The organism is Actinocorallia populi (genome assembly GCF_002995495.1).
In the GTDB taxonomy this organism is placed as follows: Bacteria; Actinomycetota; Actinomycetes; order Streptosporangiales; family Streptosporangiaceae; genus Actinocorallia; species Actinocorallia populi.
Genome location: NZ_PVZV01000003.1, coordinates 407,198 through 428,296, shown reverse-complemented (window position 1 = coordinate 428,296; position 21,099 = coordinate 407,198). Strand labels below are relative to the sequence as shown.

Sequence of the window (21,099 nt, the reverse complement as noted above, 5' to 3'; positions counted from 1 at the left end):
TCAGGCCGCCTGCTCGACGGCCGCGGAGATGTCCTCGATCAGGTCGGGCAGGCGCGGGCCCCACCGGGAGGCGACGTCGTCGTCCAGCGTGAACACGTTGCCGTCCTTCACCGCGGACAGGCCCGACCAGCCGGGCCGCTTCGCGGCGCTGTCCGCCGACTCGCCGGTGCCCTTGGGGTGCGACAGGAAGATCAGCCCCGGGTCGGCCTCCAGCAGGGCCTCCGCGGACAGCTGCGGGTAGCCGCCGCCCTGCTTGTCGGCCGCGTCGGCGATGTTCTCCAGCCCGAACAGGGAGTAGACCTGCCCGACGAACGTCTTGGACGTCACCGTGTACAGGCTCGTGTCCAGCTCGTGGTAATAGGTCAGGCCCGTGCCGTCCGGCGCTGCCTTCACCGCGGCGTCGATGCGCTTCTTCATGTCCGCGACGAGGTCGGCGGCCTGCTTCTCGTGCCCGGTCGCCGCGCCCAGGTCGGTGATCTGGTCGTAGGAGTCGTCGAGCCTCGCGGCGGCCGGTTCGAGCAGGACCGGGATCTTCAGCTTCTCCAGGGCGGCCAGGATGCCGTTCTGGTCGTTGGACAGGACCACGAGGTCCGGCTTGTACCCGGCGACGGCCTCGGCGTTCGGCTGGTAGCTCGACAGCTCGGTGCGCGGCGCCTCTTCGGGGTAGGTGGAGTAGTCGTCGGCCGCCACGACCCGCTCACCCGCGCCGATCGCGAACAGCATCTCGGTCCCGGTGGGGGACAGCGAGACGATGCGCCCGGCGGCGGCGGGCAGGGTGACGGTGCCGTTGGCGGCCTCGATGGTGCGGGAGCCGGTGGCCGGACGGTCCGCGCCGTCCGCGTTCTCGGCGGAGCCTCCGCATCCCGCGGCCAGCGGGACGAGAAGCAGGAGCGCGCCGATGATGCGCCGCATCTTCACAACCTTCCGTAGGGGGTCGCCCGCCGGAGCGGGCGAGCAGGCCCGGAAGGGAACGGCTCACCCTTCTTCCGAGGGCAGGTTCGTCACGCGCGGAAGGCGGCCTGGCTCGGCCCCTCGCGGGGCCACCACAGTTGCGGGACAGCGCCGGAATCTCACCGGACTTCGCTCACGCGCGCGGATGAACCGTACCAGCCTGCGGAAAGCCGTCAGACGGCGACCTTGTAGGACTCCAGATGGGCGAGCACCGACTGGTTGGCCTCCCAGCCGTCCGGGAACTTGATCGGCACCCCCAGGTGGACCGGCCCGGTCGAGGGGTGGGCGTCCAGCAGCTCCGGGATGCCCGCCCGCGCCACCACGAGGCAGGCGTGCCGGTGCCGCGAGGCCAGCACGCACAACCGCCCGGCCTGGAGGTGGAACTCGGTCGCGTCGCGCCGCCCCGACAGCGGGTGCAGCACGACCGTCACGTCGTACTCGCGGCCCTGCAGCCGGTTGGCGGTGTCCACCGTGATGCCGGTGCCCTGCAGCAGCTGCTTGATGGCGGCGACCTGGTCGCGGTGGGCCGCGCCGACCGCGACCCGCTCGGCCGTCACCGGCGACTCCTCCCCGCCGGAGACGGCGACCGCGCCGCGCTGCAGCACCCGGACGGCCAGCGCCGCCGTCGCCGCAACGGCCTCGGAGTCGGTCCTGATGGTGTGCCGCGCGGGCAGCTCGTACAGCCCCCAGCCGGACGCCGCCGCGATGTCCAGCACGTCGTCGTGGGCGCCCATGCCCGTGGCGCCGAAGCGCAGCAGCCTGTCGCCGGGCCCGGTGCCGGCCTCGAAGGGGGTGTAGGGGTAGAAGGCGTCCGACACGACCGGTGCCGCCGACGCCGGCAGCCGCCACGACACCGGCAGCCGGCGGACGGGGAGCTCGGGATTGTGCGCCAGCAGCACCGACACCGCCGACTGGGTCGGGTCCCAGGACTGGCCCGCCCAGCGCTCGGCGTCCACGGTCGAGAACGGGTCGAGCTGCCCCGGGTCGCCCACGAACAGCGCCCGCTCGAACCGGCAGGCGATGCGCAGCAGCGCGTCCGAGCGCATCTGGTACGCCTCGTCGATGATCGCCCACGGCCAGGTGCCCTCGGCGAGGGTGGCCCACTTGGCCGCGGTCGCGATGACGACCGGCACCCCGGCCAGCGCGTCGGACTTCGGGCTGACCAGCACGTTCGGCCGCTTCACCCGGTCGCTGGGCTGGTAGTCCCCGGCCGACAGGCGGCCGATCACCAGCTCGGGGGCCTTGGCGCACAACCGCTCGATGAGGTCGTCGACCTGCTCGTTGGTCTGCGCCACGATCATCAGCCGCTCACCGGCGTCCGTCAGGTGCAGCGTGGCCCGCACCACCAGGGTGGACTTGCCCGCGCCCGGCGGGGAGTCCACGACGACACCGCGGTGCTCGCCGCCGGTCAGGAGCGCCAGCACGTCCGAGACGACCGCGTCGGCCCGCGCGCCGGGCGGCTCAGGCTGACTCATGGCTCATCTCCTCGGCGGTCGTCTCGTTCGGCGGCTCGTAGGCCTCGGGCGGCCCGCCGTGCGTCCAGGGCGTCTCCTCCGGATCGGGCAGGTTGGCCGAAGGCCGGAACTCGTCGGTGAAGGTGGTGAAGCACATCCGGTCGCCGGGCTCGGGGATCGAGCCCGGGTTGGGCTTGCGGGAGTTGCCCATGCCGTTCTCGATGCGCAGCAGGATCTCGCCGTCGGCCACCTCCAGCACCTCGGCCTTCTGGGTGCGGGCGGCGTTGTACACGATCTTGCCGGGCTCCACGCGCAGCCTGTCGTCGGTGGCGATCTGCACCAGCGGGCGGCGCAGCCCCTTCTCGTTGACGTTGTCCGGATCGGTCCACACGACCTCGCCGTGGAACGCCTCGCCCGCCAGCCGGCGCTCGGCCAGCACCAGCGGGTCGTCCAGGGCGCGCTGGACGGCGTACCGGGAGGCCGCCCCCTCCAGCGAGGCCAGCCGCCGCGCGGCGGCGACCGCCCCGTCCCTGCGGGCCTGCGGGGCGCCCTCGGCCAGGGACTCCTCGAAGGTGGTGAAGGACTGGCGGTCGCCCTCGAAGCGCTGCGGGACGCCGGCGGCCTCCGGGAGGGAGCGCAGCAGCTCCACCCCGCGCCACATCAGCTCCCAGGTCGGCTCGAGCTGGGTGGACAGCGCCTTGGCGATGCGCTCGGCGGCGAACTCGCGGGCGGGCCCGTCCTCCTCGGCCAGGTCGTAGGCGGCGATGAGGGGCGCCAGCACCTCGTTGTCGAACGACGGGTCGGTGGCGGGCCCGGCGGGCGGCTGCAGCAGCGGGTCCTCGGCCTCTCGCGCCGCGTCCAGGCCGGTGAGCCCGTCCGGCGGCTCGATCCAGCCGAGCTGCGCGGCGAGGTTGCCGTCCTCCAGCGGGCTCTGCCCTGTCGCCCAGTGCAGGGACAGCAGGTCGGTCATCGCGCACAGGACGCTGGAGCCCGGGTAGTCCGACCGGTCGGCGAACCAGGTCAGCCAGCGGCCCAGCAGCGGCACCTCCTCGGGCACCGGCCACTCGCCGTCGACCTGGCGGAAGCGGGTGGAGCGGCCGGTCAGCCGCAAAAACTCGATGCCGCCCCGGTTGGGCACCAGCAGCTGCGGCGCGTCCAGGAACCGCTGGTAGGTCTCGCCCTTGCGCTCGCCGCGTTTGATCTCCAGCGTCTCGGCCGAGGCCTGGGCGGCGGCGACGGCCCCCATGACCACCCCGGCCAGGTCGGCGAAGAAGGCGAACCGCAGGTCGCGGTTGCGCGGCTGCGGCACCACGAACAGCCGCGGATCGTGCCTGCGGGTGCCCGCCATCACGGCCAGCGGCGCGGCGGCCTCACCGGCCAGCCGCAGCGGGACCAGCACCACCGGGTGCTCGGCCAGCCGGACGTGCCGGACGGTGGCCAGCGGCACCGCCCGCCCGCTCCGCAGCGCCTCCATCCGGGCCAGCGCGCTGAGCAGGCTCATGCGCGCAGCTCCGCCAGGAGCCTGCGGGCCTCGCGCAGCTCCGCGGCGATCTCCTCCAGGTCCTCCGGCGGGGTGAGCGTGCCGTCCGCCAGGGCGAGCGCGTCCTCGATCCGGGTGATCCCGCCGAGCTGGTCGCCGAGCTGGCGCCCCAGCACCTCGGTGGCGCCGCAGGCGCGGGCCTCGGACCGGCAGAAGAAGGCCAGGTCGCAGGTGGACATGCAGGCGGGCGCGTACCGGGCCTGGACGCGGGTGAGCGAGGACTCCAGGCCCTCGTCGAGCTCGAAGGACAGGTCCTCGGGCAGCGCGTCCAGCAGCTCCTCGATGCGGGTCATCCGCCGCAGCTGCCGCCGGATCACGCTCAGCTGCGGCCGCACGTCCACCAGGGTGGCGGTCGGCCGGTTGGAGAAGTTCTCCGGGCAGACCAGCACGACCTCCTCGGCCACCAGGCTCTCGGGCTGCCCCAGCTCGGCCATCATCCGCTGGAGCGCCAGGACGTAGACGGCGGACTGGCGGGCGGCCGCGGCCACCTGCTCGGGGTCGGCGCGCCCGTCGATGACCGGGAACGACTTGATCTCCACCACGTGGAAGCGGTCCTGCAGCCGGAAGGCGATGACGTCGGGCTCCAGGTAGACCAGGTGCCCGCCGACCTCCAGCCGCAGCAGCGGGTGGTCGAACAGGGTGCCCTCGCCCTCGACCGCCCGCTTGAGCAGCTGCTTGGTGCGGGTGTAGCGCACCTCGCGGCTGGCGTTGCCGCCGACCTCCTCCAGGTCGGCGTAGGACGACTCGGGGACGGGCAGCTCCAGCTTGTCGCGCAGCAGCCCGTACAGCTGGGCGCAGCCGTCGTTCTTCACCAGGGCCTCGAAGGCGTTGCCGCGGGTGATGGCGAACTGGGACTGCCCGAACGGCATCCCGTGGCCCAGGTACCGGGCGATCTCCCCCTTGTCGGCGCCGGCGGCGTCCAGCACCGCGCGGCGCGCGCAGCCCGGGTTGGTGGTGAGCGCCGCGATGCTGCGGGCGTCGTGGTTGCGCGGGGGGGCCTCGCCGCGCATGCGGTCGAGCCTGGTGTCGAGCGCTGAAATCGGAGTCATGGACGGTTTCCTTGGGCACGTGCGCCCTGCAGGCGGGCGCCGAAGAGCTGGGTGGCGGGGTCGAGCTCGGCCGCGCGCTCGGCGGCCTCCTGGCGGGAGGCGGTGTCGGCGGCCAGATGGACGTCGAGCTCGGCGTGCGCGGCGGCGCGCACCCCGGCGGGCTCGACGGATCCGCGCGGACCGGTGGCCCGGGGGATCCCGGCGGCGAACCGCCACAGCAGCCGGCGCGCGGCCGGGCCCGGCTCGGCGTCCAGCCGCTCCAGGTGCTCGGTGACGCGCAGCGCGGCGGTGAGGAAGTCCACCCGGGGACTGAGCGGGCCGATCATGCGCCGTGCCGCGGGCCAGGTGCTGAGCGCCAGCAGGCCCCGCGCGGGGGCCAGCAGGTCGGCGGTGAGCGCGGCGCACAGGTAGTACGGGCGGGCGTGCGGGCCCGACCGGAAGGACCGCTCCTCGTCCCGCCGCAGGCTGGTGAGCTGGCCCGAGGCCAGCTCACCGGAGAAGAACGCCTCGTGGACGCCGAGGATGAGCTTGGGCGCGGCGGGCACCTCCAGCAGGTTCAGCGCGTGGTGCACCTGCTCGCGCACCGGGATCACCCGGGACTGCTCGGGCGCGGACGGCGCCATCACGGCGGTGTCCCAGAGCCGCTCGGTGCGGCGCAGTTCGGCGCGCAGCTCCCGGGCGAGCGACCGGTCCCCGTCGGCCACCGCCCGCCTCACCCGTGAGCGCAGTTCGCCGATGCGCCGTTCCAGCTGATCGGGGGAGTCGGACATGGCGCAGACAGTAGCGGATCTTCCCTGGAGTTCCAGGGTTTTCCAGCAATCCCAGGCGTGTCGCGCGTTTTTCCGGAAGACCGTGTGAACGGCCGATGACGGTCGCCTCATTGGTCTGTTCGGCACCTTTAAGTCGAAATAGTTTCACTTCGTGACCCAGCTGAATCGCCGTGAAGCGCTGAAACTCGGCGGCGCGGGCGTCGCGGTGGCCGCTCTCGCCCCGGCCGCCGCGCACGCCGCCCCCACCCCCTACTTCCAGCACGGTGTCGCCTCCGGCGACCCGCTGCCCCAGGCCGTCGTCCTGTGGACGAGGGTGACGCCCACCCCCGAATCCCTGCCCGGAAGCGGAACCGGACCCTCCGCCGAGGTCGGCTGGCAGGTCGCCGAGGACGCGGACTTCACCGCCGTGGTGGCGAGCGGCACCCTCACGACCGGCCCCGAGCGCGACCACACCGTCAAGGTGGACGTGCAGGGACTGCGCCCCGGCACCGGCTACCACTACCGCTTCTCCTACCTGGACGCCCACTCGCCCGCCGGGCGCACCTCCACCGCACCCGCCTCCGGCGCGGACGTCGAGTCGCTGAAGTTCGGCGTCGTCTCCTGCTCGGACTGGGAGGTCGGCTACTTCGGCGCCTACCGGCACCTCGCCGCCCGCGACGACCTGACCGGGGTCATCCATCTCGGCGACTACATCTACGAGTACGCCGCGGCTCCCGCCGTCGACGCCAAGAACGTCCGGCTGCACCAGCCCGCGCACGAGATCATCACCCTCGCCGACTACCGGCAGCGGCACGCCCAGTACAAGACGGATCCGGACCTGCAGGCACTGCACGCGCGCTACCCGTGGATGGTGGTGTGGGACGACCACGAGTCGGCCAACAACGCCTGGGAGGGCGGTGCGCAGAACCACACGCCCGACACCGAAGGCCCGTGGGAGGCGCGCAAGGCCGCGTCACGGCAGGCCTACGACGAGTGGATGCCGGTCCGCTGGGGCCAGGGCGGCGTGCTGCAGCGCTCCCTGCGGTTCGGGAAGCTCGCCGAACTCACCCTGCTCGACCTGCGCAGCCACCGCTCCGAACAGGCGAACGGCCTGGCCGTGGACGACCCCGCCCGCACCCTCACCGGCCGCGCCCAGATGGACTGGCTCAAGCAGACCCTCACCGAGAGCCGGACCCGCTGGCGGCTGCTGGGCAACTCGGTCATGGTCAGCCCGCTGAAACTCGGCGCGGTCACCGCGGAGGTCCTCGGCCCGCTCACCCGGCTGCTGGGCATCCCCCAGGGCGGCCTCGTGCTCAACTCCGACCAGTGGGACGGGTACGCCGCCGACCGGGCCGAACTGCTGGGGCACCTGAGGGAGAACGGCATCACCAACACCGTCTTCCTGACCGGCGACATCCACACGAGCTGGGCCAGCGAGGTCCCGCTGAAGGCCGCGACCTACCCGCGGAGCCCGTCCGTGGCCACCGAGTTCGTGGTGCCGTCGGTGGCCAGCGACAACATCGACGACATGCTCGGCGTCAGGCCGCGCACCGTCTCCCTGGCGGCCGAGACCGCCATCGCCAACACCAACCGCCACGTCCGCTGGACGAACCTGGACTCCCACGGGTACTGCGTCCTGGAGGTCCGCCGCGAACAGGTGCGGATGGACTGGTACTTCCTGGCGGACCGCAAGAAGGCCGACACCTCCGCGCGCAAGGCGGTGTCCTTCACCGGCGTCTCGGGGACGCAGAAGATCAAACGCGTCTGGGGCTGAGCGGGACCGGCCGGACACGGTCACGCCCCGGGTGAGAGACTCGGGGCGTGACGCAGCAGATCAGGAAGAATCTCCGGGTGGCCGCCTACGGGATCTGCGTGGAGGAGGACCGGATCCTGCTCGCCCGGTTCATCGGAGGCGACATCCCCCGGTGGACGCTGCCCGGCGGCGGCCTGGAGCACGGCGAGGACCCGGTGGACGGCGCGCTGCGCGAGCTGACGGAGGAGACCGGCTACACCGGCCGCGTCGTCAGGCTGCTGGGCGTGCACTCCCTGCACATCCCCGACCGCGACTGGGACGGCGAGATCGTCGACCACCAGAGCCTGCGCATCGTCTACGAGGTGCAGCGCACCGGCGGCGAACTGCGGCACGAGGTGGACAACTCCACCGACCGGGCCGAGTGGTTCCGGCTGTCGGACGTCCCCGCGCTGGAGCACGTCGCCCTGGTGGACGTCGGCCTGGGGATGTGGCGGGACGCACGGGGCGGCTGAGGACGGACCCTGGCGGGACGCGCGTTCATGGGATAGAACAGAATGTCGAGTGCCGTCGACCGATCAGGAGCGGTTTTTGCCGGGCGTCCCGGAGCTCAGCAATCCCATGGCGGCCGTCCCCGAACGGCCGTCGGGGCCCGTGCGCGAACTCCCGGCGGTGCAGGCCCGGCGGCTGGCGCTGGAGGCATGGCGCGAGGCGCGGCTGAACAGCCCGTCCGGCAGGGAGCACTTCCTGTCCACCGTCGACTCCTGGCTGGAACGCGGCTGGAGCGTCGCCTACTACGGCACCGGCTCCCGCGTCATGCTCTACAGCTGCGGCGCTCCCGGCGCGTGGCTGCCGTCCTCCCCGCCGCCGCGCCGGATGAACCTCCCCAGGGGCATCGGGCGGCTCGCGGGCGTCTACACCGGCGCGCCCCTCTTTCCGGGGGACAAGGGCGACTACCGCGAACCCGGCGCGGCGGAGCCGCCCGTACGGGGCGCGGACGCGTCCGAGCTCGTCCTCGGCGTCCACGGCGAGGACCTGTACGTGATGTACCGCGACGAGGCGAGCGCCGCGACCGCCCACGTCGGGGCGGCGTTCAGCGCCCGCACCTACGGCGAGGCGCGCGAGCGGGGCCTTGAGGTCGACGACCGCCGCCGCTGCCTGGACTACTACGTCGAGCTCGTCTGCCGCGCGCACGAGGACGTGGACGAGGAGTTCCTGCGCACCCGCTCCACCCAGGACCTGTGGAACGCGGTGCGCCCCGCCGACGACCAGCCGTTCGACGTGACCGAGCACCCCTGCTTCGGCGACGGCGACTGGCGCTCCATGCCCACCGTCCGGGGGCCGTGGGCCGACGCGGCGTTCCGCGAGCTGTTCGGCCCGCTGGAGCGGGACTGGGAGACCGGCAGGGAGCGCATCCCCGCCGAGCACGTCAACGACGTCCTGGCGTACCTGCGCGACCACGACTGGACGGCGGCGCGTGACGACGCGCTCTTCGCGGCCTTCTGGCCCGACGCCTGAGCGTCACTCCGGCTTCGGGCCCTTCCAGACCGTCAGGTCGAGCCGCACCGCGCGCTCGGGCTCGGCGCCGCGGCCGGTGACGGTGAACAGGCCGACCGCGCCCTCGTCGGTGGTGACGCAGAAGCGGACTCCCCGCCTGGCCTGGTCGGCGGTGAGGTCGGCCTTGCTGGGCTCGTCGGTGCCGCCGGGCTCGACGGCCTCGCCGGGCACGGCGGCACGGCACGCCCGGTAGGAGCTCTCGGCGCCGCGGGGCAGCACCGCCAGCCTGCGGTCGGGGGCGGTGAGGATGTTCGCCTGGTGGTAGAGGTCGCCGCCGCCGTCCCGGTAGGCGCCCTCCTTCGGGTGCTCCGGATCGTCGAGCATCACGAGACGGAAGCCGTCGGGGAGCTCGATGCCTTCGTACGAGGCGATCTCCGCGCCCTCGTCGAGGGAGGCGTAGGCGCCCTCGTGGGGGTCGGGCGACGCGTCCGACCCGTACACGCGGATGATGACGAGCAGGGCCAGCCCTGCCGCGACCATCGCGACCAGGCGCAGCCGCTCGAGACTCCATCTCCCGGCGGCGGGTTCGGCCGCCGTTCCGGCGGGGGCCTTGGCGGGCGCCTTGGGCTTGCGGCCGAAGGCCACCCGCGGCCGCGCCGACCCGCGCTGGTCCTTCTTCTCGAACGAGACCGGCGCGTCCTCGGCCTGGGCGGGCCGGGGTGCGAGGAGCAGCCCCTGGACCTCGGCGGAGAGGTCGCGGGCGCCGACGAGGCGCAGCAACTGGGCCATGAGCCGCAGCGCCTGCGCGGCCTCGGCGTCCTGGAAGGGGCGGAACCCCAGCCGGTCGCCGACCGCGATGACGTCCGCGGCCAGCGCGGTGCCCGGCGGCGGGATGATCTCGGCGAAGAACTCCTCCTCGGTGAGGAGGGACAGCAGCAGCCGGGTGTCCTGGAGGTCGTGGCGCACCGGCCTGCCGAGCCGTTCGGCGTCCCGCTCCGCGCGTTCGGCCAGCCAGCCGGGGCCGTACCGGTTGGTCATCTGGCGGTCCACGTACGGACGCAGACCGCGGCCGACCAGTTCGAGCCCGCGCCCGACGCGTTCCTGGTTGCCCGCCACCGGGGCAGCCTAACCGATCAGTTCGTCCGGGTGTTGGGGAGATGGTCGCCCACGTAGCCGACCCACACCTTCCCGGTGGCGCCGCCGGCGTCGTCGTGGAAATGGATGCGCGGCGCGGGGGTGCCGGTCTTGCGCAGCTTGATGTGGGCGGGCATGAACACCTTGCCCGACGGGTCGACCTCGGGCGGCACCGGGAAGGTGCGGGGCGCGGCGAACTTCTCCCGCCCGGACACCGAGTCGGACTCCTTCATCGCCAGCAGCGCCGCGGAGATGACCCGGCGGCCCGCGGCGCCGACCAGGCACCAGTCGCGGAAGCCGCCCTGGAACTCGCCGCCCGAGCGCGCCTTGGCGTAGTCGTCGAGCGCGCACAGCGCGTCCCAGGCCTTGCCCGCCCAGACCCGGCGCAGCCCCGGGTAGGCCAGGTCGAGCAGGCCCGCCTCGTGCGTGGTCTCGCCGATCACCACGTGGGTGAGCGTCTCGGCCGCGTACAGCGCGTCCACCAGCGAGGCGGGCGTCTCCGGCACGGGGTCGGCGGCCGCGGCCCTGCCCGCATCACCGGTCCGCCGGTCGCGGGCGTGCAGGTCGGCCTCCAGCCGCCGTACCCGTTCGGCCAGCCGCCGCTCCCGCGCGGTGGCCTCCGACAGGTCGCGCTCCAGCCCCGCCTGGTGGCGGCGCAGCCGCTCCACCTCGTCCTCGAGGCGGGCCGTCTCGCTCTCGGCCTCGTCCCGGCGGGAGTCGGCGTGGCGGCGGCCCTCCCTCGCCTCTTTCAGCTCGTGGGTCAGGGTCGCCACATGGCTGCTCATGGTGCGCATCTGGCGCACCAGCTCCTGGGGGTCGGCGGTGATGAGCTCGAGCATGCTCTCCAGCTCGTCGTGCAGTCCCGCGCCGACCGTCCCGGCGACGGTGTCGGCCAGCCCCGCCAGCCGCTCGGCCACCCGGTCGGCGACGGTCTGCGCCAGGAGGTCCAGGTCCAGCGCGGGCTGGGCGGCGGGCGGCGGCGCGGGCGGCCGCTCCGGCGGCGGGCCGGGCTCGGCGGGCCGCGGCCGGGGCACCGCCTCGGCGGCCTGGCCCGCCTCGGCGGACTTGGCCGTGGCCAGCGCCATCATCTTGCGGTAGAGCTCGGAGTCGGCGAAGGGCGGCGGCGCGGGCCGCGGCCGGACGGCCGCCCCGGCGTGCAGCGCCTCCGGCGGGATCTCGCCCTGCAGGATCCGGCCGACCAGCCGGTACGGCTCGCGCAGCTCGTCGGGGAGCTTCTGCGGCGCGGTCTCGCCGATGATGTACCCGGCGGCCAGGTCCAGCGCGGCCTCGCCCCGGTCCCGCAACATCCGGCCGCCCATCACGCGGTGCCGGTCGGGGTAGGTCTCCTCGCCGGGGCGCCAGCCCGCCAGGTAGGTGCGCACCCCGCCGCCGTAGACCGCGCACTCGGCGCCGACGCCGTCGTTGAACCTGTCCTGGGCGCGCAGGTCGGCCAGCCACACCACCTGGGCCGTTCCGGCCACCCGCGCCGCCAGGTAGGCGGCGTTGGCCCGTGCCGCCTGCGGGTGCCTGGCGTCCGCCGACACCACCACGACCGGCACCCGGCGGCGCGGCCTGGCCAGCTCCGCCAGCAGGTGCACCACCCCGTCCTCGTCGGACTCCTCGGCGGCGGCGAAGAGCTGGACCGCCCCGTCGGTGATGCGCTCGGTGGCCAGGTAGACCGGCACGAAGCCCGGCGCGTAGGCCTCCACCGGCGCGCCGGCGTGCTGCTCGACGGTCACCACCGCCCAGCCCGTCATCCGCCCGGAGCTCTGCGCGTACGTCACCCTGGTGCGCAGCCGGGCGTCCAGCAGCACGAAGCGACCGCAACCGGGACGCGCCTCGAGGCAGGCGCGCCGGTCCTGGTGGGTGTACTCCACGTGCGGGCTGATCGGGATCTCCGGGAAACCCTGGCCGGCCAGCCAGGTGCTGAAGGCCCGGCGCAGCCGTTTGCCCAAGGTCGGTCCCGGATCACGCAGAACTGCCTGGTAAAGCCTGATGGTCGGCATCATTCCAGTGACGGGTCGGGGAGCGGATGGCTCCAAAATCCTATGTGCTTTCTCCCCCCGACGCCCCTCTTGGGCAAAGATTGCGCCCTCCGGGTCCGAGTCACGGCCCGCGGAGCCGCCGCGCTCAATAATCTGCGCCCCATGGCCGAGGTACGAGAACCCGAGTTCGGGATCCGGTTGTTCGGATACTCCCGCCGCGAGGTGGACGCGTTCGTCGCCGAGGTGCGCAGGGAGTTGCGGACGCGCTCCGGCGGCACCGGCGACGTCACCGTGATCGGCTCCTCCCCGGTGGGGGAGAGCGCGGTGGCCCGGTTGCTGCGGCTGGCGGGCGAGGCGGCCGAGCAGCGCAGGGAGGAGTCGGTCGAGCAGGCGGAGCTGACCCTGCTCAGTGCCAGGGAACTGGCGGACCGCATGGACGAGGAGGCGCGGGAGAAGGTGCGGGAGGCGGCGATGGAGGCGGACCGGCTGGTCGTCGAGGCGCGCAGGCGGGCGCGGGAGCTGGAGGACCAGGTGGCCGAGACCCTGGAGCGGGAGGTCGCCTCCCGGGTCGGCGAGCTGGCGCAGGCGCACGAGCGGCTGGTCACCGGGCTGGCCGGGGTGCGCGACGCGCTGGAGGAGGTGCTGGCCAAGGACGCCGGGCGGGGCCCGGTCAGCGCGCACACCCTGGTGCCGCGGCAGGGGAGGGGCGAATGATCGCGGACGGCTCGTCCTCCCCGGCGGACCTGGTGATCCTGCCGCTGCTCTTCGTGGTGGCGTTCCTGGCGGTCAGCGCGGTGTGCGCGGTGTGGCGCAGGCTGGCCGTCCGCAGGCGGCCTGCGCGCGAGCCGCAGGAGCGGCGCCCGATGGGCGTCCCCGCAGCGGTCGGCCGGCTGCGCGCGGCGGGGATCGATCCGGACGCGCTGCTGGGGCCGTGGCTGCTGGAGGAGAGGCGGGCCGGGCTGGCGGAACGCTCGAGACATGGTCGTGATCAGGAAAGTACTCTAGAATTCAATTAACCATGCGATAGTGGCGCGGTGGGCGACGAATCAGACGTTCTTCGTGTAGGTGAACTTCCCGGACTTTCATCCTTTCCGGCATTGGCGCGGCTCGGGCTGATGCTGGCGCGCGACCCTTATGAGGGTCTGTGTAGGGTTCAGTCCGAGTATGGGAATATTGCCGGTTTCGGTTGGGGACCGGTGAAATACGTACTGATGTTCGGCCCCGAGGCGAACGCCTTCCTCTTCGCGAACTCGGGCCTGTTCACCGTCCGCGAGGCCTTCGACGTGCTCGTCCCCGTCAACGGGGAGACCGCGCTCATCGCCTCCGACGGCGAGGCGCACAAGCACCGCAGGCGGCTGGTGCAGCCGGCCTTCCACCGCCGCAGGGTCGACGGCTACATCGCGCGGATGGCGGAGAACGCCGACGCCCTCCTCGACACCTGGCGTCCGGGGGAGACCGTCGACGCCTACGCCGCCCTGCGCGAGGTCACCCGCCGCACCACCGTCCAGCTGCTGTTCGGCGACCGGCTCGCCGCCGACGAGGAACTCCTCGGCGGCGAGCTGCAGACCCTCCTGGACGGCATCGACCGCCCCTACAGCCAGCTCGTCGCGCTGCGCTCGGTGCCCAACCCGTTCTGGCGCAGGGTCATCCAGGCCCGCGCGAGCGTGCTCGAGCGGCTCATGCGGGAGATCGCCGACCGCCGCATGGACCCCACCCCCCGCCAGGACGTGCTGGGCCTGCTCCTGGACTCCCGCGACGCCGACGGCGGCGGGCTCACCGACGTCGAACTGCAGGACCAGGCGATCAGCCTCATGGCCGCCGGGTACGAGACCACCAGCGCCGCGCTCGGCTGGGCCGTCCACCTCATGCTCACCACCGAGGGCGTGTGGGAGCGGGCACGGGAGGAGGTGGGCGACGTACCGCTGACGGCGGAGGCCCTGCAGTCCTTCACCTACCTCGGCCGCGTGGTCGACGAGGTGCTCAGGCTCTTCCCGCCGGCCGTGATGAGCGCCCGCAAGGTCGCCGAGGACTTCGTGTTCGAGGGCCACCGGGTGCCCGCCGGGAGCATGCTCCTCTACAGCCCCTACGTCACGCACCGGATGGAATCGGTCTGGCCCGAGGCCGAGGCGTTCCGCCCCGACCGCTGGGACCCCGCATCGCCCCTGCACCGCCCGGCCACGCCCGCCACGTACCTGCCGTTCGGCGGGGGGCAGCACCGCTGCATCGGCTCGGCCATGGCCGTCACCGGCATCAAGGTGTCCCTGGCCAGGCTGCTGGCGCGGACCGGGCTCGAGCACACCGGCGCGCCCGTGACTCCCCGGAGCATCACCGCGATGCGGCCCCGCGACGGGGTCCCGGTCGTGGTGAAGGAGGTGCGGGCGGCCTGAACGCCGTCAGTTCCGGCGCGCGAGGGTGATGCCGTCGCGCACCGGGAGCATCACCGAGGTGACCCGCGGGTCGGCGGCGATCCGGTCGTTGAGCTCCTTGATGACCACGTCCTCCGGGCTCCGCGCCGCGGGGTCGAGCACCCGGCCGCCGCGCAGCACGTTGTCCAGCACCAGCAGGCCGCCCGGCCGCAACCGCGCCAGCAGCTCCTCGTAGTAGACCGGGTAGCCGCCCTTGTCGGCGTCGATGAACCCGAAGTCGAACAGCGGCTCCTCCGGCAGGGCCCGCAGGGTCTCGGCGGCCGGGCCCAGCCGCAGGGCGATGCGGTCGGCGACGCCCGCGCGCTCCCAGTAGCGGCGCGCCACCGCCGTCCACTCCTCGCTGACGTCCAGGGCGAGCAGCTCGCCGTCCGCGGGCAGGCCGCGCGCGATGCAGATCGAGGAGTACCCCGTGAAGACACCCACCTCGACGGCGCGCCGCGCCCCGCTGAGCCGCACCAGCAGGGTCAGCAGCGTCCCCTGGTCGTGGGAGACCTGCATGCCCGCCCTGGCCGGCACCGCCGCGGCGGTCTCCACCGCCAGCTCGCGCAGCACGTCGTCGGCGGGGGTGCAGTGGGCCAGCACGTACTCGCCGACCTGGGGATTCAGCAGATCCATACGGCCGAGCCTACAGGTCGCGCCCCTCACCGCCCGCGAGCCAGGCGTCACGCCGTGCCAGCAGGGACGCGCGCTCCGGCAGCTCGGCCAGCCGCTCCTCGCCGTAGCCGCGCACCCCGTGCAGCAGCCGGTAACCGCGCCCGCGCCGCCCCAGCTCGCTGGAGACGACGGACTTGCCGACCAGCGCCGACAACGCCCGCAGCGTCTCCTCGACGGGGAGCCGCTCGTCGACGCACACCTGTTCCACCGCGTACAGGTCGAACCGGCCTCGGAACACCGACAGGCGCGCCCACAGCAGCCGCTCCCGCTCGGTGCAGGACTCGTGGCTGCGCTCGACGGCGGCGCGGGCGGCGTCCGCCGCCGCCTGGTCGCCGAACCCGGCGAAGTCCCCCAGGGCGTCGAACCGCTCGGCCAGCGCCGCGGCGTCGGTCCCCGGGGGCGCGCTGCAGGCGGCGAGCTCCACCATGAGAGGGACCGCGTCGAGCCGCGCGCACAACCGCCGCACGTCCACCGGGTCCTCTCCGGCGGGACGCGGGCCCGCCAGGGAGGTGAACAACCGGGCCGCGGAGTCCAGGCCCAGCGGGGACAGCGGCAGGACGTGCTCGCCGGTGAGGCCGAACGGCTGCCTGCCGGTGCCCAGCACCCTCAGGCGCGGCGCCGCGCGCAGCAGGGAGCGCACGAACAGGGCGCAGTGCTCCAGCAGCCCGTCGCAGCCGTCGAGCACCAGCAGCAGCCGCCGGTCGGTGAGCTCCACCAGCGAGAAGCCGACGGTCTCGCGCAGCGCGCCCTCCACCGCGCGGGGCACTTCGGAGGCCGAGCGCACCGCGGTCAGGTCGACGCCGACGACACCGTCGGGGAAGTCGTGGACGAGCGAGGCCGCGCTCTCGGCGGCCAGCCGGGACTTGCCGATACCGGGACCGCCGGTGATCGTCACCAGGCGGGCGTCCTCCAGCAGGCGCCGCACCTCGTGCAGCTCCGTGGTGCGCCCGACGAACTCGCCGTCGCGTCCCGGCCGCCGGCCCGGGGCCCGGGGCGCCGCCTCGCGCGCGGCCTCGCGGGCGGGCGCGGGCAGCCGGACGGCCAGCAGCGCCACCGCGCCCCGCCCGGCGTCCCTCAGCAGCCGCTCGCACAGGCCCGACAGCCCGCCGACCCCGGCGAACCCCCCGGTCTCGGTGAGCTTGGGCGGCACGACGGGCGGCAGGCCGACCCCCATGAGGTCGTGGCCGACCAGGGTCAGGCCCCGGGTGCCCAGCAGCATCAGGGAACCGGGACCGGGGCTGAGGAAGCGGGTCGGGTAGGCGGGGTGCCCGGTGCCCAGGGGCGGGGCGGGCGCGGGATCGAGCAGCTCGGCGTGGCCGTCCGGACGGACCAGGACCGAGGTGATCCGGCCGGCCGAGGAGAGCTGCATCTCGCCGGACGCCGGGTCGTACACCGCGTACAGGCAGCCGACGGCGGGGTTCTCGGGAGTGATCCCCTCCTGGCGCACCGCCGCGTCCAGCAGGTCGAGCACCCGGCCGGGCACCGGCTCGGCCAGGACCAGCGCCTGGAGCTGGGCGCGCAGCCGGACCAGCCGGGCGGCGGCCCGCGGCCCGGGGCCGCCCGCGTCCCCGATGACCAGGCCGGTGCGCCCGGCGGGCAGGGTCAGCACGTCGCACCAGTGGCCGTCGAGCGGCTCCTTCAGCCGCGCCGCCACCTCGAGCCCGGGCCGGTGCACCTCCTCCGGCGGCAGGGCCGCGCGCTCCAGCTCGGCGACGACCGCCAGCCTGTCGCGCAGCTCGCGTCCGGCGCCCAGGGCCTGGCCGGTCCAGCGGGCCGTCTCGGCCAGCTCCTCGAGCCGGTGCTCCGGCAGCGGCGCGGCCGACAGGAGCAGGATCGCGCCCACCAGCAGCTCGCCGTCCAGCAGCGGCAGCAGGAGCACCATGCGGGAGCACAGGACCTGGGCCAGCCGCGGCTCGCCCAGGTCCGCGGCGAGCCGCGCGGCGTCCCCGTCGCCGGCAGCCTCCAGGCGCACCGCCTCGCCCCGGACCAGCGCGCGCAGGGTGGGGGCGCCGCGGGCCCAGACGACGGGCTCCTTCTCGGGGAAGAGGGAGACCAGGGCCGGGTCGCCGCCGACGCAGGCGGTGCGCCGCAGCCGCAGCGCCTCCTCGCCGTCGCGCGGGACGCCGGTGAGCACCTGGTCGGTGACGTACATCAGGGCGAAGTCGACCATCGCGGGGGCGGCCAGCTCGGCCAGCCACCGGGTGGGGTCGGAGCTGCGCGCCCCCGTCGTCCGCCTGCGCATCAGGTCGTCGAGTCCAGATCGTGTCATCAGAAGTCCTCACCCATCGCGTAGGCGAAACCCCTTTCCGGATTCAGTGCCCGGCCCGCGGCGAACTCCTGCTCGTAGGCGTGCGCCCCGAGCCGCCCGCGGGCCAGTTCCTCGCACAGGTCGCGGATGCGCCGCAGGTCGGCCGAACCGATCGAGGGCGTTCCGAAGGTGCGCCAGATCTTCTGGCCGAGGCCCAGCAGCCGCGCCCCCCGTTCGGCGTCGCCGCCGAGCGCCGCGGCCAGCGACAGCACGTCCACCACCATGGCGCAGCCGACGGTGTCGCTCAGCTTGGCCTTGAACCGCAGCGCGGCGCGCCCGTACTCCACGGCGGCGGCGGTGTCGCCGCGGCGCACCTCGGCCAGCGCCCGGACGTAGTCGGCGAACGACAACCCCCAGCCGTCCAGGTGCCGCAGGGCCGACGAGCGGCACCGGTCGGACATCGCGACCGCCGCGCCGGTGTCCCCGCGCAGCACCAGCACCAGGGCGTGCAGGAAGTAGGTCATGGTCAGGTCGCCCTGCTCGCCGTTGCGCTCGTACTGCGCCGCGGCGCTCTCCAGCAGCCGCACCGAGGCGGCGAACTCGCCGCGGATCATGGCGGTGGTGGCGGCGACGTAGTCGGCCATGGCCATGGCCGAGGGGTCGCCCTGCCGCCGGGCGTGCCGCAGGCACCGGTCGTGGTAGCGCATGCCCGCCTCGATGTCCCCCTGCGCGGTGGCGAGCCGGGCCACGACCCACAGCACCCTGGTGAGGCCGGGCCCGGGGGCCGGGTCGAGGGCCAGCAGCCGCTCGGCGTACAGGCGCCCCTCCCTGATGTGCCCGCACGGCAGCCAGAACAGGAAGAGGCCGCCGAAGATCTCCAGCCCGGCGGTGTGCTCGGCGGGGCGTTCCAGGCAGAACTCCAGCGCGGCGCGGATGCTGGGCAGCTCGCGCTGCATCCGCTCGCACCACATGATCTCCAGGGGTCCGTGCCACTCGGCGTCGTAGCGCCGGGCCAGCTCCAGGAAGTGGTCGCGGTGCAGCCGCTGCACGTGTTCGCGCTCGCCGAGCTCGGCGAGCCAGCCGGCGCCGTACCCGCGGACCGGCGACGGCAGCCGGTAGCGGGCGCCGTCGCCGAACGGGCCGCCGTACTCCTCGCGCAGCAGGATCGAGGCCTCCACCAGGTTCTTGAGGAGCCGGGGGATCCAGGAGGCGGGCAGCCGCTCGTCGGCGCACACCCGGACGGCGGAGGCGGTGTCGAAGCAGCGCGGGAAGACGGACAGGCGCGCCCACAACAGGCGTTCGGGCGGGCTGAGCAGCTCATGGCTCCAGCCGATCGCCGCGTGCAGGGTCTCGTGCCGGGCCATGCCGCGCTCGCCGCCGGTCAGCAGGGAGAAGCGGCGGGCGAGCCGGTCGGCGAGCTCCTCGGCGGTGAGGGTGCGCAACCAGACCGCGGCCAGCTCGATGGCGAGCGGGATGCCGTCGAGCCGCCGGCACAGCCGGGCGACGGCGGCGGGGGTGGTGCCGGTGAAGGAGAACGCCGGGTCGATCGCCCTGGCCCGGTCGACGAACAGGGCGACGGAGGCGTGGTCCAGCAGGGCGTCGGCGTCCCGCCGGAGCATGACGCCGTCGTGGGCGGTCTCGGCCTCGGGCGGGACGGGCAGCGGCTCGACCACCACGATCTGCTCGCCGGCCGCGCCGAGCGGGCGCCGGCCGGTGGTCAGGACGTGCAGGTCCGGCGCGGCGGACAGCAGCGTCTCGGCCAGTGCCGCGCAGGCGTCGGTCAGGTGCTCGCAGGTGTCCAGGACGAGCAGCAGCGAGCGCTCCGCCAGGAAGTCGGCGAGCACCTCCAGCTGGCGGCGCGGGCCCTGGTCGCGCACGCCCAGGGCGTGGGCGACGGTGTGCGGCAGCAGGTCGGGGTCCTGCAGGCCGGACAGGTCGACCAGCCACACCCCGTCGGGGAAGCGGGAGCCGGCCAGTTCGGCGGCGCGCAGCGCGGTCCTGGTCTTGCCGACGCCGCCGATCCCGGTGACGGTGACCAGCCGGGAGCGGTGGAGCAGGGCGGTGAGGCGGTCCAGTTCCCCGGGGCGGCCGACGAAGCTGGAGATCTCGGCGGGCAGATTGCCGGAACTCCGCTCGGCGGTGTGGGTCATGCGACCTCCCTGGGGGGCACCGTGCCGATCCTAACTCCGAGCCCGCACCGACGGCCGCACTTCCCGGTAAAACGGTTCAGCCCGAGGTCAGCGCGGACTTCCAGGCACGCCCTCCGGCCCTTCCCGCGCCGATTCCCGCCACGTGCGCCGGAGCGGCCTGGGTGTTCTGCGGCTGCAGGAAGGAGAACCGGTACGGGACGCCGGAGACCTCCAGCTTCATGCCGCCGCCGAAGTAGTACCAGGGGAAGCGGACCCGCCCCACCTGTGACAGGGGGACGTCGAAGAGGACCAGGGTGTGGCCCTCGGTGAGCATGTCGGCCAGTCCCGGACGGCCGGTGCGCTGCTCCAGGGTGCGCAGCTGCCCCATGGTGAGCGCGCCCCGCCCGTGTGCCTCGAAGCGCAGCCGGCCGCCTTCCATGCCGAGCACGCCGGCCGCGCTGCCGGTCGAGCCCATGATGAGCCAGGCGAGGGTCTGCAGGTGCCGAGTGTTCACTTCTCTCTCCCCGTTCGGACGACCTGCCGAACTTAGGAGGAGCGCTGTCCCGGCCGACAGGGAGCGATGTCCCGGCCGTCCCGCTCCCGCGGGCTCACAGCTCGCGCAGCAGCCCGTGCAGCGTCTCCCGGGTGCGCTCGGGGCCCTCGGCGACCAGGCACAGCCGCTCCATCGTGGTCAGGTACCCCCGGACCTCTTCCGGCTTGTCCAGGTACAGGGCGCTGTTGAGCTGCTCGAGGTACACCACGTCGGGCAGGCCGGGCTGGGGGAGGCTGAGGATCGTGAAGGGCCCGCCGGCGGCGGGGTGCGCCCCCACGTGGAACGGCACCACGTGCAGGGCGATCCCGGGTTCCGCGGTCAGTTCCAGCAGGTGCTCCAGCTGGCCCCGCATGACCGCGCGCCCGCCGAGCGGGCGGCGCAGCGCCGCCTCGTCCAGCACCGCGCGCAGCCGGGGCCGGTCCGGGGCGGCCAGCAGCCGCTGGCGCTCCAGGCGCAGCCCCACCCGGCGTTCGATCTCGTCGGCGGGCAGGTCCGCGCCGATGGAGACCACCGCGCGGGCGTAGCCCTCGGTCTGCAGGAGCCCGTGCACGAACTGGACCTCGTAGCTGCGGATGACGGACGCCGCCTGCTCCAGCCCGATGTAGGGCTCCAGCCAGCCGGGCATGACGTCCTGGTACCGGTGCCACCAGCCCGGCTCGCCCGCCTGCCGGGCCAGCTCCAGCAGGGACTGGCGCTCGGCGGGATCGGCGACGCCGTAGAGGTCGAGCAGGTCGACCAGGTCCCGCCGCTTGAAGCCGCTGCGGCCCAGCTCCAGCCTGCTGATCTTGGAATGGGTGGCGCGGATCGCGTCGGCGGCGGCCTCCCGGCTGACGCCGCTGCCCTCCCGCAGCCGCCGCAGCCGGGTGCCGACCATCATGCGCAGTGCGGTCGGCCCGGTGCGGGCGGTTCCGGGAGGCGGCGGGCCGGCGGGTCCCGGACGGGCGGGGGACGGCGGTGCGGGCGACATGGTCCCTCCCGGG

Annotated in this window: 18 protein-coding genes and 1 riboswitch; of the genes, 6 read left to right on the top strand and 12 right to left on the bottom strand. The window is 74.2% G+C overall.

The window, feature by feature from the left end:
* The 5 genes from C2865_RS15100 to C2865_RS15080 form a co-directional block, all read right to left on the bottom strand.
* Entirely contained in the window at positions 1 to 912 is a 912-nt protein-coding gene (locus C2865_RS15100; RefSeq protein ID WP_106399368.1) for an ABC transporter substrate-binding protein, read from the bottom strand.
* 84 nt (positions 913 to 996) lie between these two features.
* A riboswitch (cobalamin riboswitch) is annotated at positions 997 to 1,121 on the bottom strand.
* Positions 1,122 to 1,124: 3 nt separating this feature from the next.
* Positions 1,125 to 2,426 carry an AAA family ATPase gene (locus C2865_RS15095; RefSeq protein ID WP_106399087.1) on the bottom strand — a complete coding sequence of 434 codons (1,302 nt, stop codon included), beginning with the start codon at positions 2,424 to 2,426 and terminating at the stop codon, positions 1,125 to 1,127.
* The gene (locus C2865_RS15090) at positions 2,413 to 3,906 is read right to left on the bottom strand and encodes a hypothetical protein (RefSeq protein WP_106399086.1); all 1,494 of its coding nucleotides are present in this window, start codon (positions 3,904 to 3,906) and stop codon (positions 2,413 to 2,415) included. The genes C2865_RS15095 and C2865_RS15090 overlap by 14 nt, the downstream gene beginning before the upstream one ends.
* A complete protein-coding gene (locus C2865_RS15085; RefSeq protein ID WP_106399085.1) occupies positions 3,903 to 4,994 on the bottom strand; it encodes a hypothetical protein in 1,092 nt (363 codons plus the stop codon). Before C2865_RS15085 ends, C2865_RS15090 begins: the two co-directional genes overlap by 4 nt.
* A complete protein-coding gene (locus C2865_RS15080) occupies positions 4,991 to 5,764 on the bottom strand; it encodes a hypothetical protein (protein WP_106399084.1) in 774 nt (257 codons plus the stop codon). The genes C2865_RS15085 and C2865_RS15080 overlap by 4 nt, the downstream gene beginning before the upstream one ends.
* A 151-nt stretch (positions 5,765 to 5,915) precedes the next feature.
* Here C2865_RS15080 and C2865_RS15075 point away from each other — a divergent pair, with 151 nt between their 5' ends.
* The 3 genes from C2865_RS15075 to C2865_RS15065 all read left to right on the top strand — a co-directional run bounded on the left by C2865_RS15075 (position 5,916) and on the right by C2865_RS15065 (position 9,011).
* Complete coding sequence (locus tag C2865_RS15075) at positions 5,916 to 7,517, top strand: alkaline phosphatase D family protein (protein WP_106399083.1); 1,602 nt, start codon at positions 5,916 to 5,918, stop codon at positions 7,515 to 7,517.
* Positions 7,518 to 7,564: 47 nt separating this feature from the next.
* Complete coding sequence (locus C2865_RS15070) at positions 7,565 to 8,008, top strand: NUDIX hydrolase (protein WP_198653336.1); 444 nt, start codon at positions 7,565 to 7,567, stop codon at positions 8,006 to 8,008.
* A 76-nt stretch (positions 8,009 to 8,084) separates the two neighbouring features.
* Complete coding sequence (locus C2865_RS15065) at positions 8,085 to 9,011, top strand: hypothetical protein (RefSeq protein WP_106399082.1); 927 nt, start codon at positions 8,085 to 8,087, stop codon at positions 9,009 to 9,011.
* 3 nt (positions 9,012 to 9,014) lie between these two features.
* Here the strand turns inward: C2865_RS15065 and C2865_RS41420 are convergent, their stop codons facing one another.
* Both C2865_RS41420 and C2865_RS15055 read right to left on the bottom strand, forming a co-directional pair.
* Entirely contained in the window at positions 9,015 to 10,106 is a 1,092-nt protein-coding gene (locus C2865_RS41420) for a Swt1 family HEPN domain-containing protein (RefSeq protein WP_106399081.1), read from the bottom strand.
* 17 nt (positions 10,107 to 10,123) lie between these two features.
* Positions 10,124 to 12,079, bottom strand: coding sequence for a hypothetical protein (locus C2865_RS15055; protein ID WP_106399080.1), 1,956 nt, complete (start codon positions 12,077 to 12,079; stop codon positions 10,124 to 10,126).
* A gap of 192 nt (positions 12,080 to 12,271) precedes the next feature.
* On the opposite strand from C2865_RS15055, the gene C2865_RS15050 reads away from it, so the two are divergent.
* The 3 genes from C2865_RS15050 to C2865_RS15040 all read left to right on the top strand — a co-directional run bounded on the left by C2865_RS15050 (position 12,272) and on the right by C2865_RS15040 (position 14,496).
* Positions 12,272 to 12,823, top strand: a complete 552-nt coding sequence (locus tag C2865_RS15050; protein WP_106399079.1) for a DivIVA domain-containing protein — start codon at positions 12,272 to 12,274, stop codon at positions 12,821 to 12,823.
* Positions 12,820 to 13,125: a hypothetical protein gene (locus C2865_RS15045; protein ID WP_106399078.1), complete on the top strand. Its 306-nt coding sequence runs from the start codon at positions 12,820 to 12,822 to the stop codon at positions 13,123 to 13,125. Before C2865_RS15050 ends, C2865_RS15045 begins: the two co-directional genes overlap by 4 nt.
* A gap of 99 nt (positions 13,126 to 13,224) precedes the next feature.
* A complete protein-coding gene (locus C2865_RS15040) occupies positions 13,225 to 14,496 on the top strand; it encodes a cytochrome P450 (protein WP_232835645.1) in 1,272 nt (423 codons plus the stop codon).
* Positions 14,497 to 14,502: 6 nt separating this feature from the next.
* Here C2865_RS15040 and C2865_RS15035 read toward each other — a convergent pair whose 3' ends face one another.
* From C2865_RS15035 to C2865_RS15015, 5 genes are all read right to left on the bottom strand, one after another.
* Positions 14,503 to 15,150: an O-methyltransferase gene (locus tag C2865_RS15035; RefSeq protein WP_106399076.1), complete on the bottom strand. Its 648-nt coding sequence runs from the start codon at positions 15,148 to 15,150 to the stop codon at positions 14,503 to 14,505.
* Positions 15,151 to 15,160: 10 nt separating this feature from the next.
* Complete coding sequence (locus tag C2865_RS15030) at positions 15,161 to 17,458, bottom strand: SpoIIE family protein phosphatase (RefSeq protein ID WP_157963727.1); 2,298 nt, start codon at positions 17,456 to 17,458, stop codon at positions 15,161 to 15,163.
* Positions 17,458 to 19,587: an ATP-binding protein gene (locus C2865_RS15025; protein WP_106399074.1), complete on the bottom strand. Its 2,130-nt coding sequence runs from the start codon at positions 19,585 to 19,587 to the stop codon at positions 17,458 to 17,460. Before C2865_RS15025 ends, C2865_RS15030 begins: the two co-directional genes overlap by 1 nt.
* Positions 19,588 to 19,663: 76 nt before the next feature.
* A complete protein-coding gene (locus C2865_RS15020; RefSeq protein WP_106399073.1) occupies positions 19,664 to 20,080 on the bottom strand; it encodes a hypothetical protein in 417 nt (138 codons plus the stop codon).
* A gap of 94 nt (positions 20,081 to 20,174) precedes the next feature.
* Positions 20,175 to 21,086, bottom strand: a complete 912-nt coding sequence (locus C2865_RS15015; protein WP_106399072.1) for a helix-turn-helix domain-containing protein — start codon at positions 21,084 to 21,086, stop codon at positions 20,175 to 20,177.
* Positions 21,087 to 21,099 lie beyond the last annotated feature (13 nt).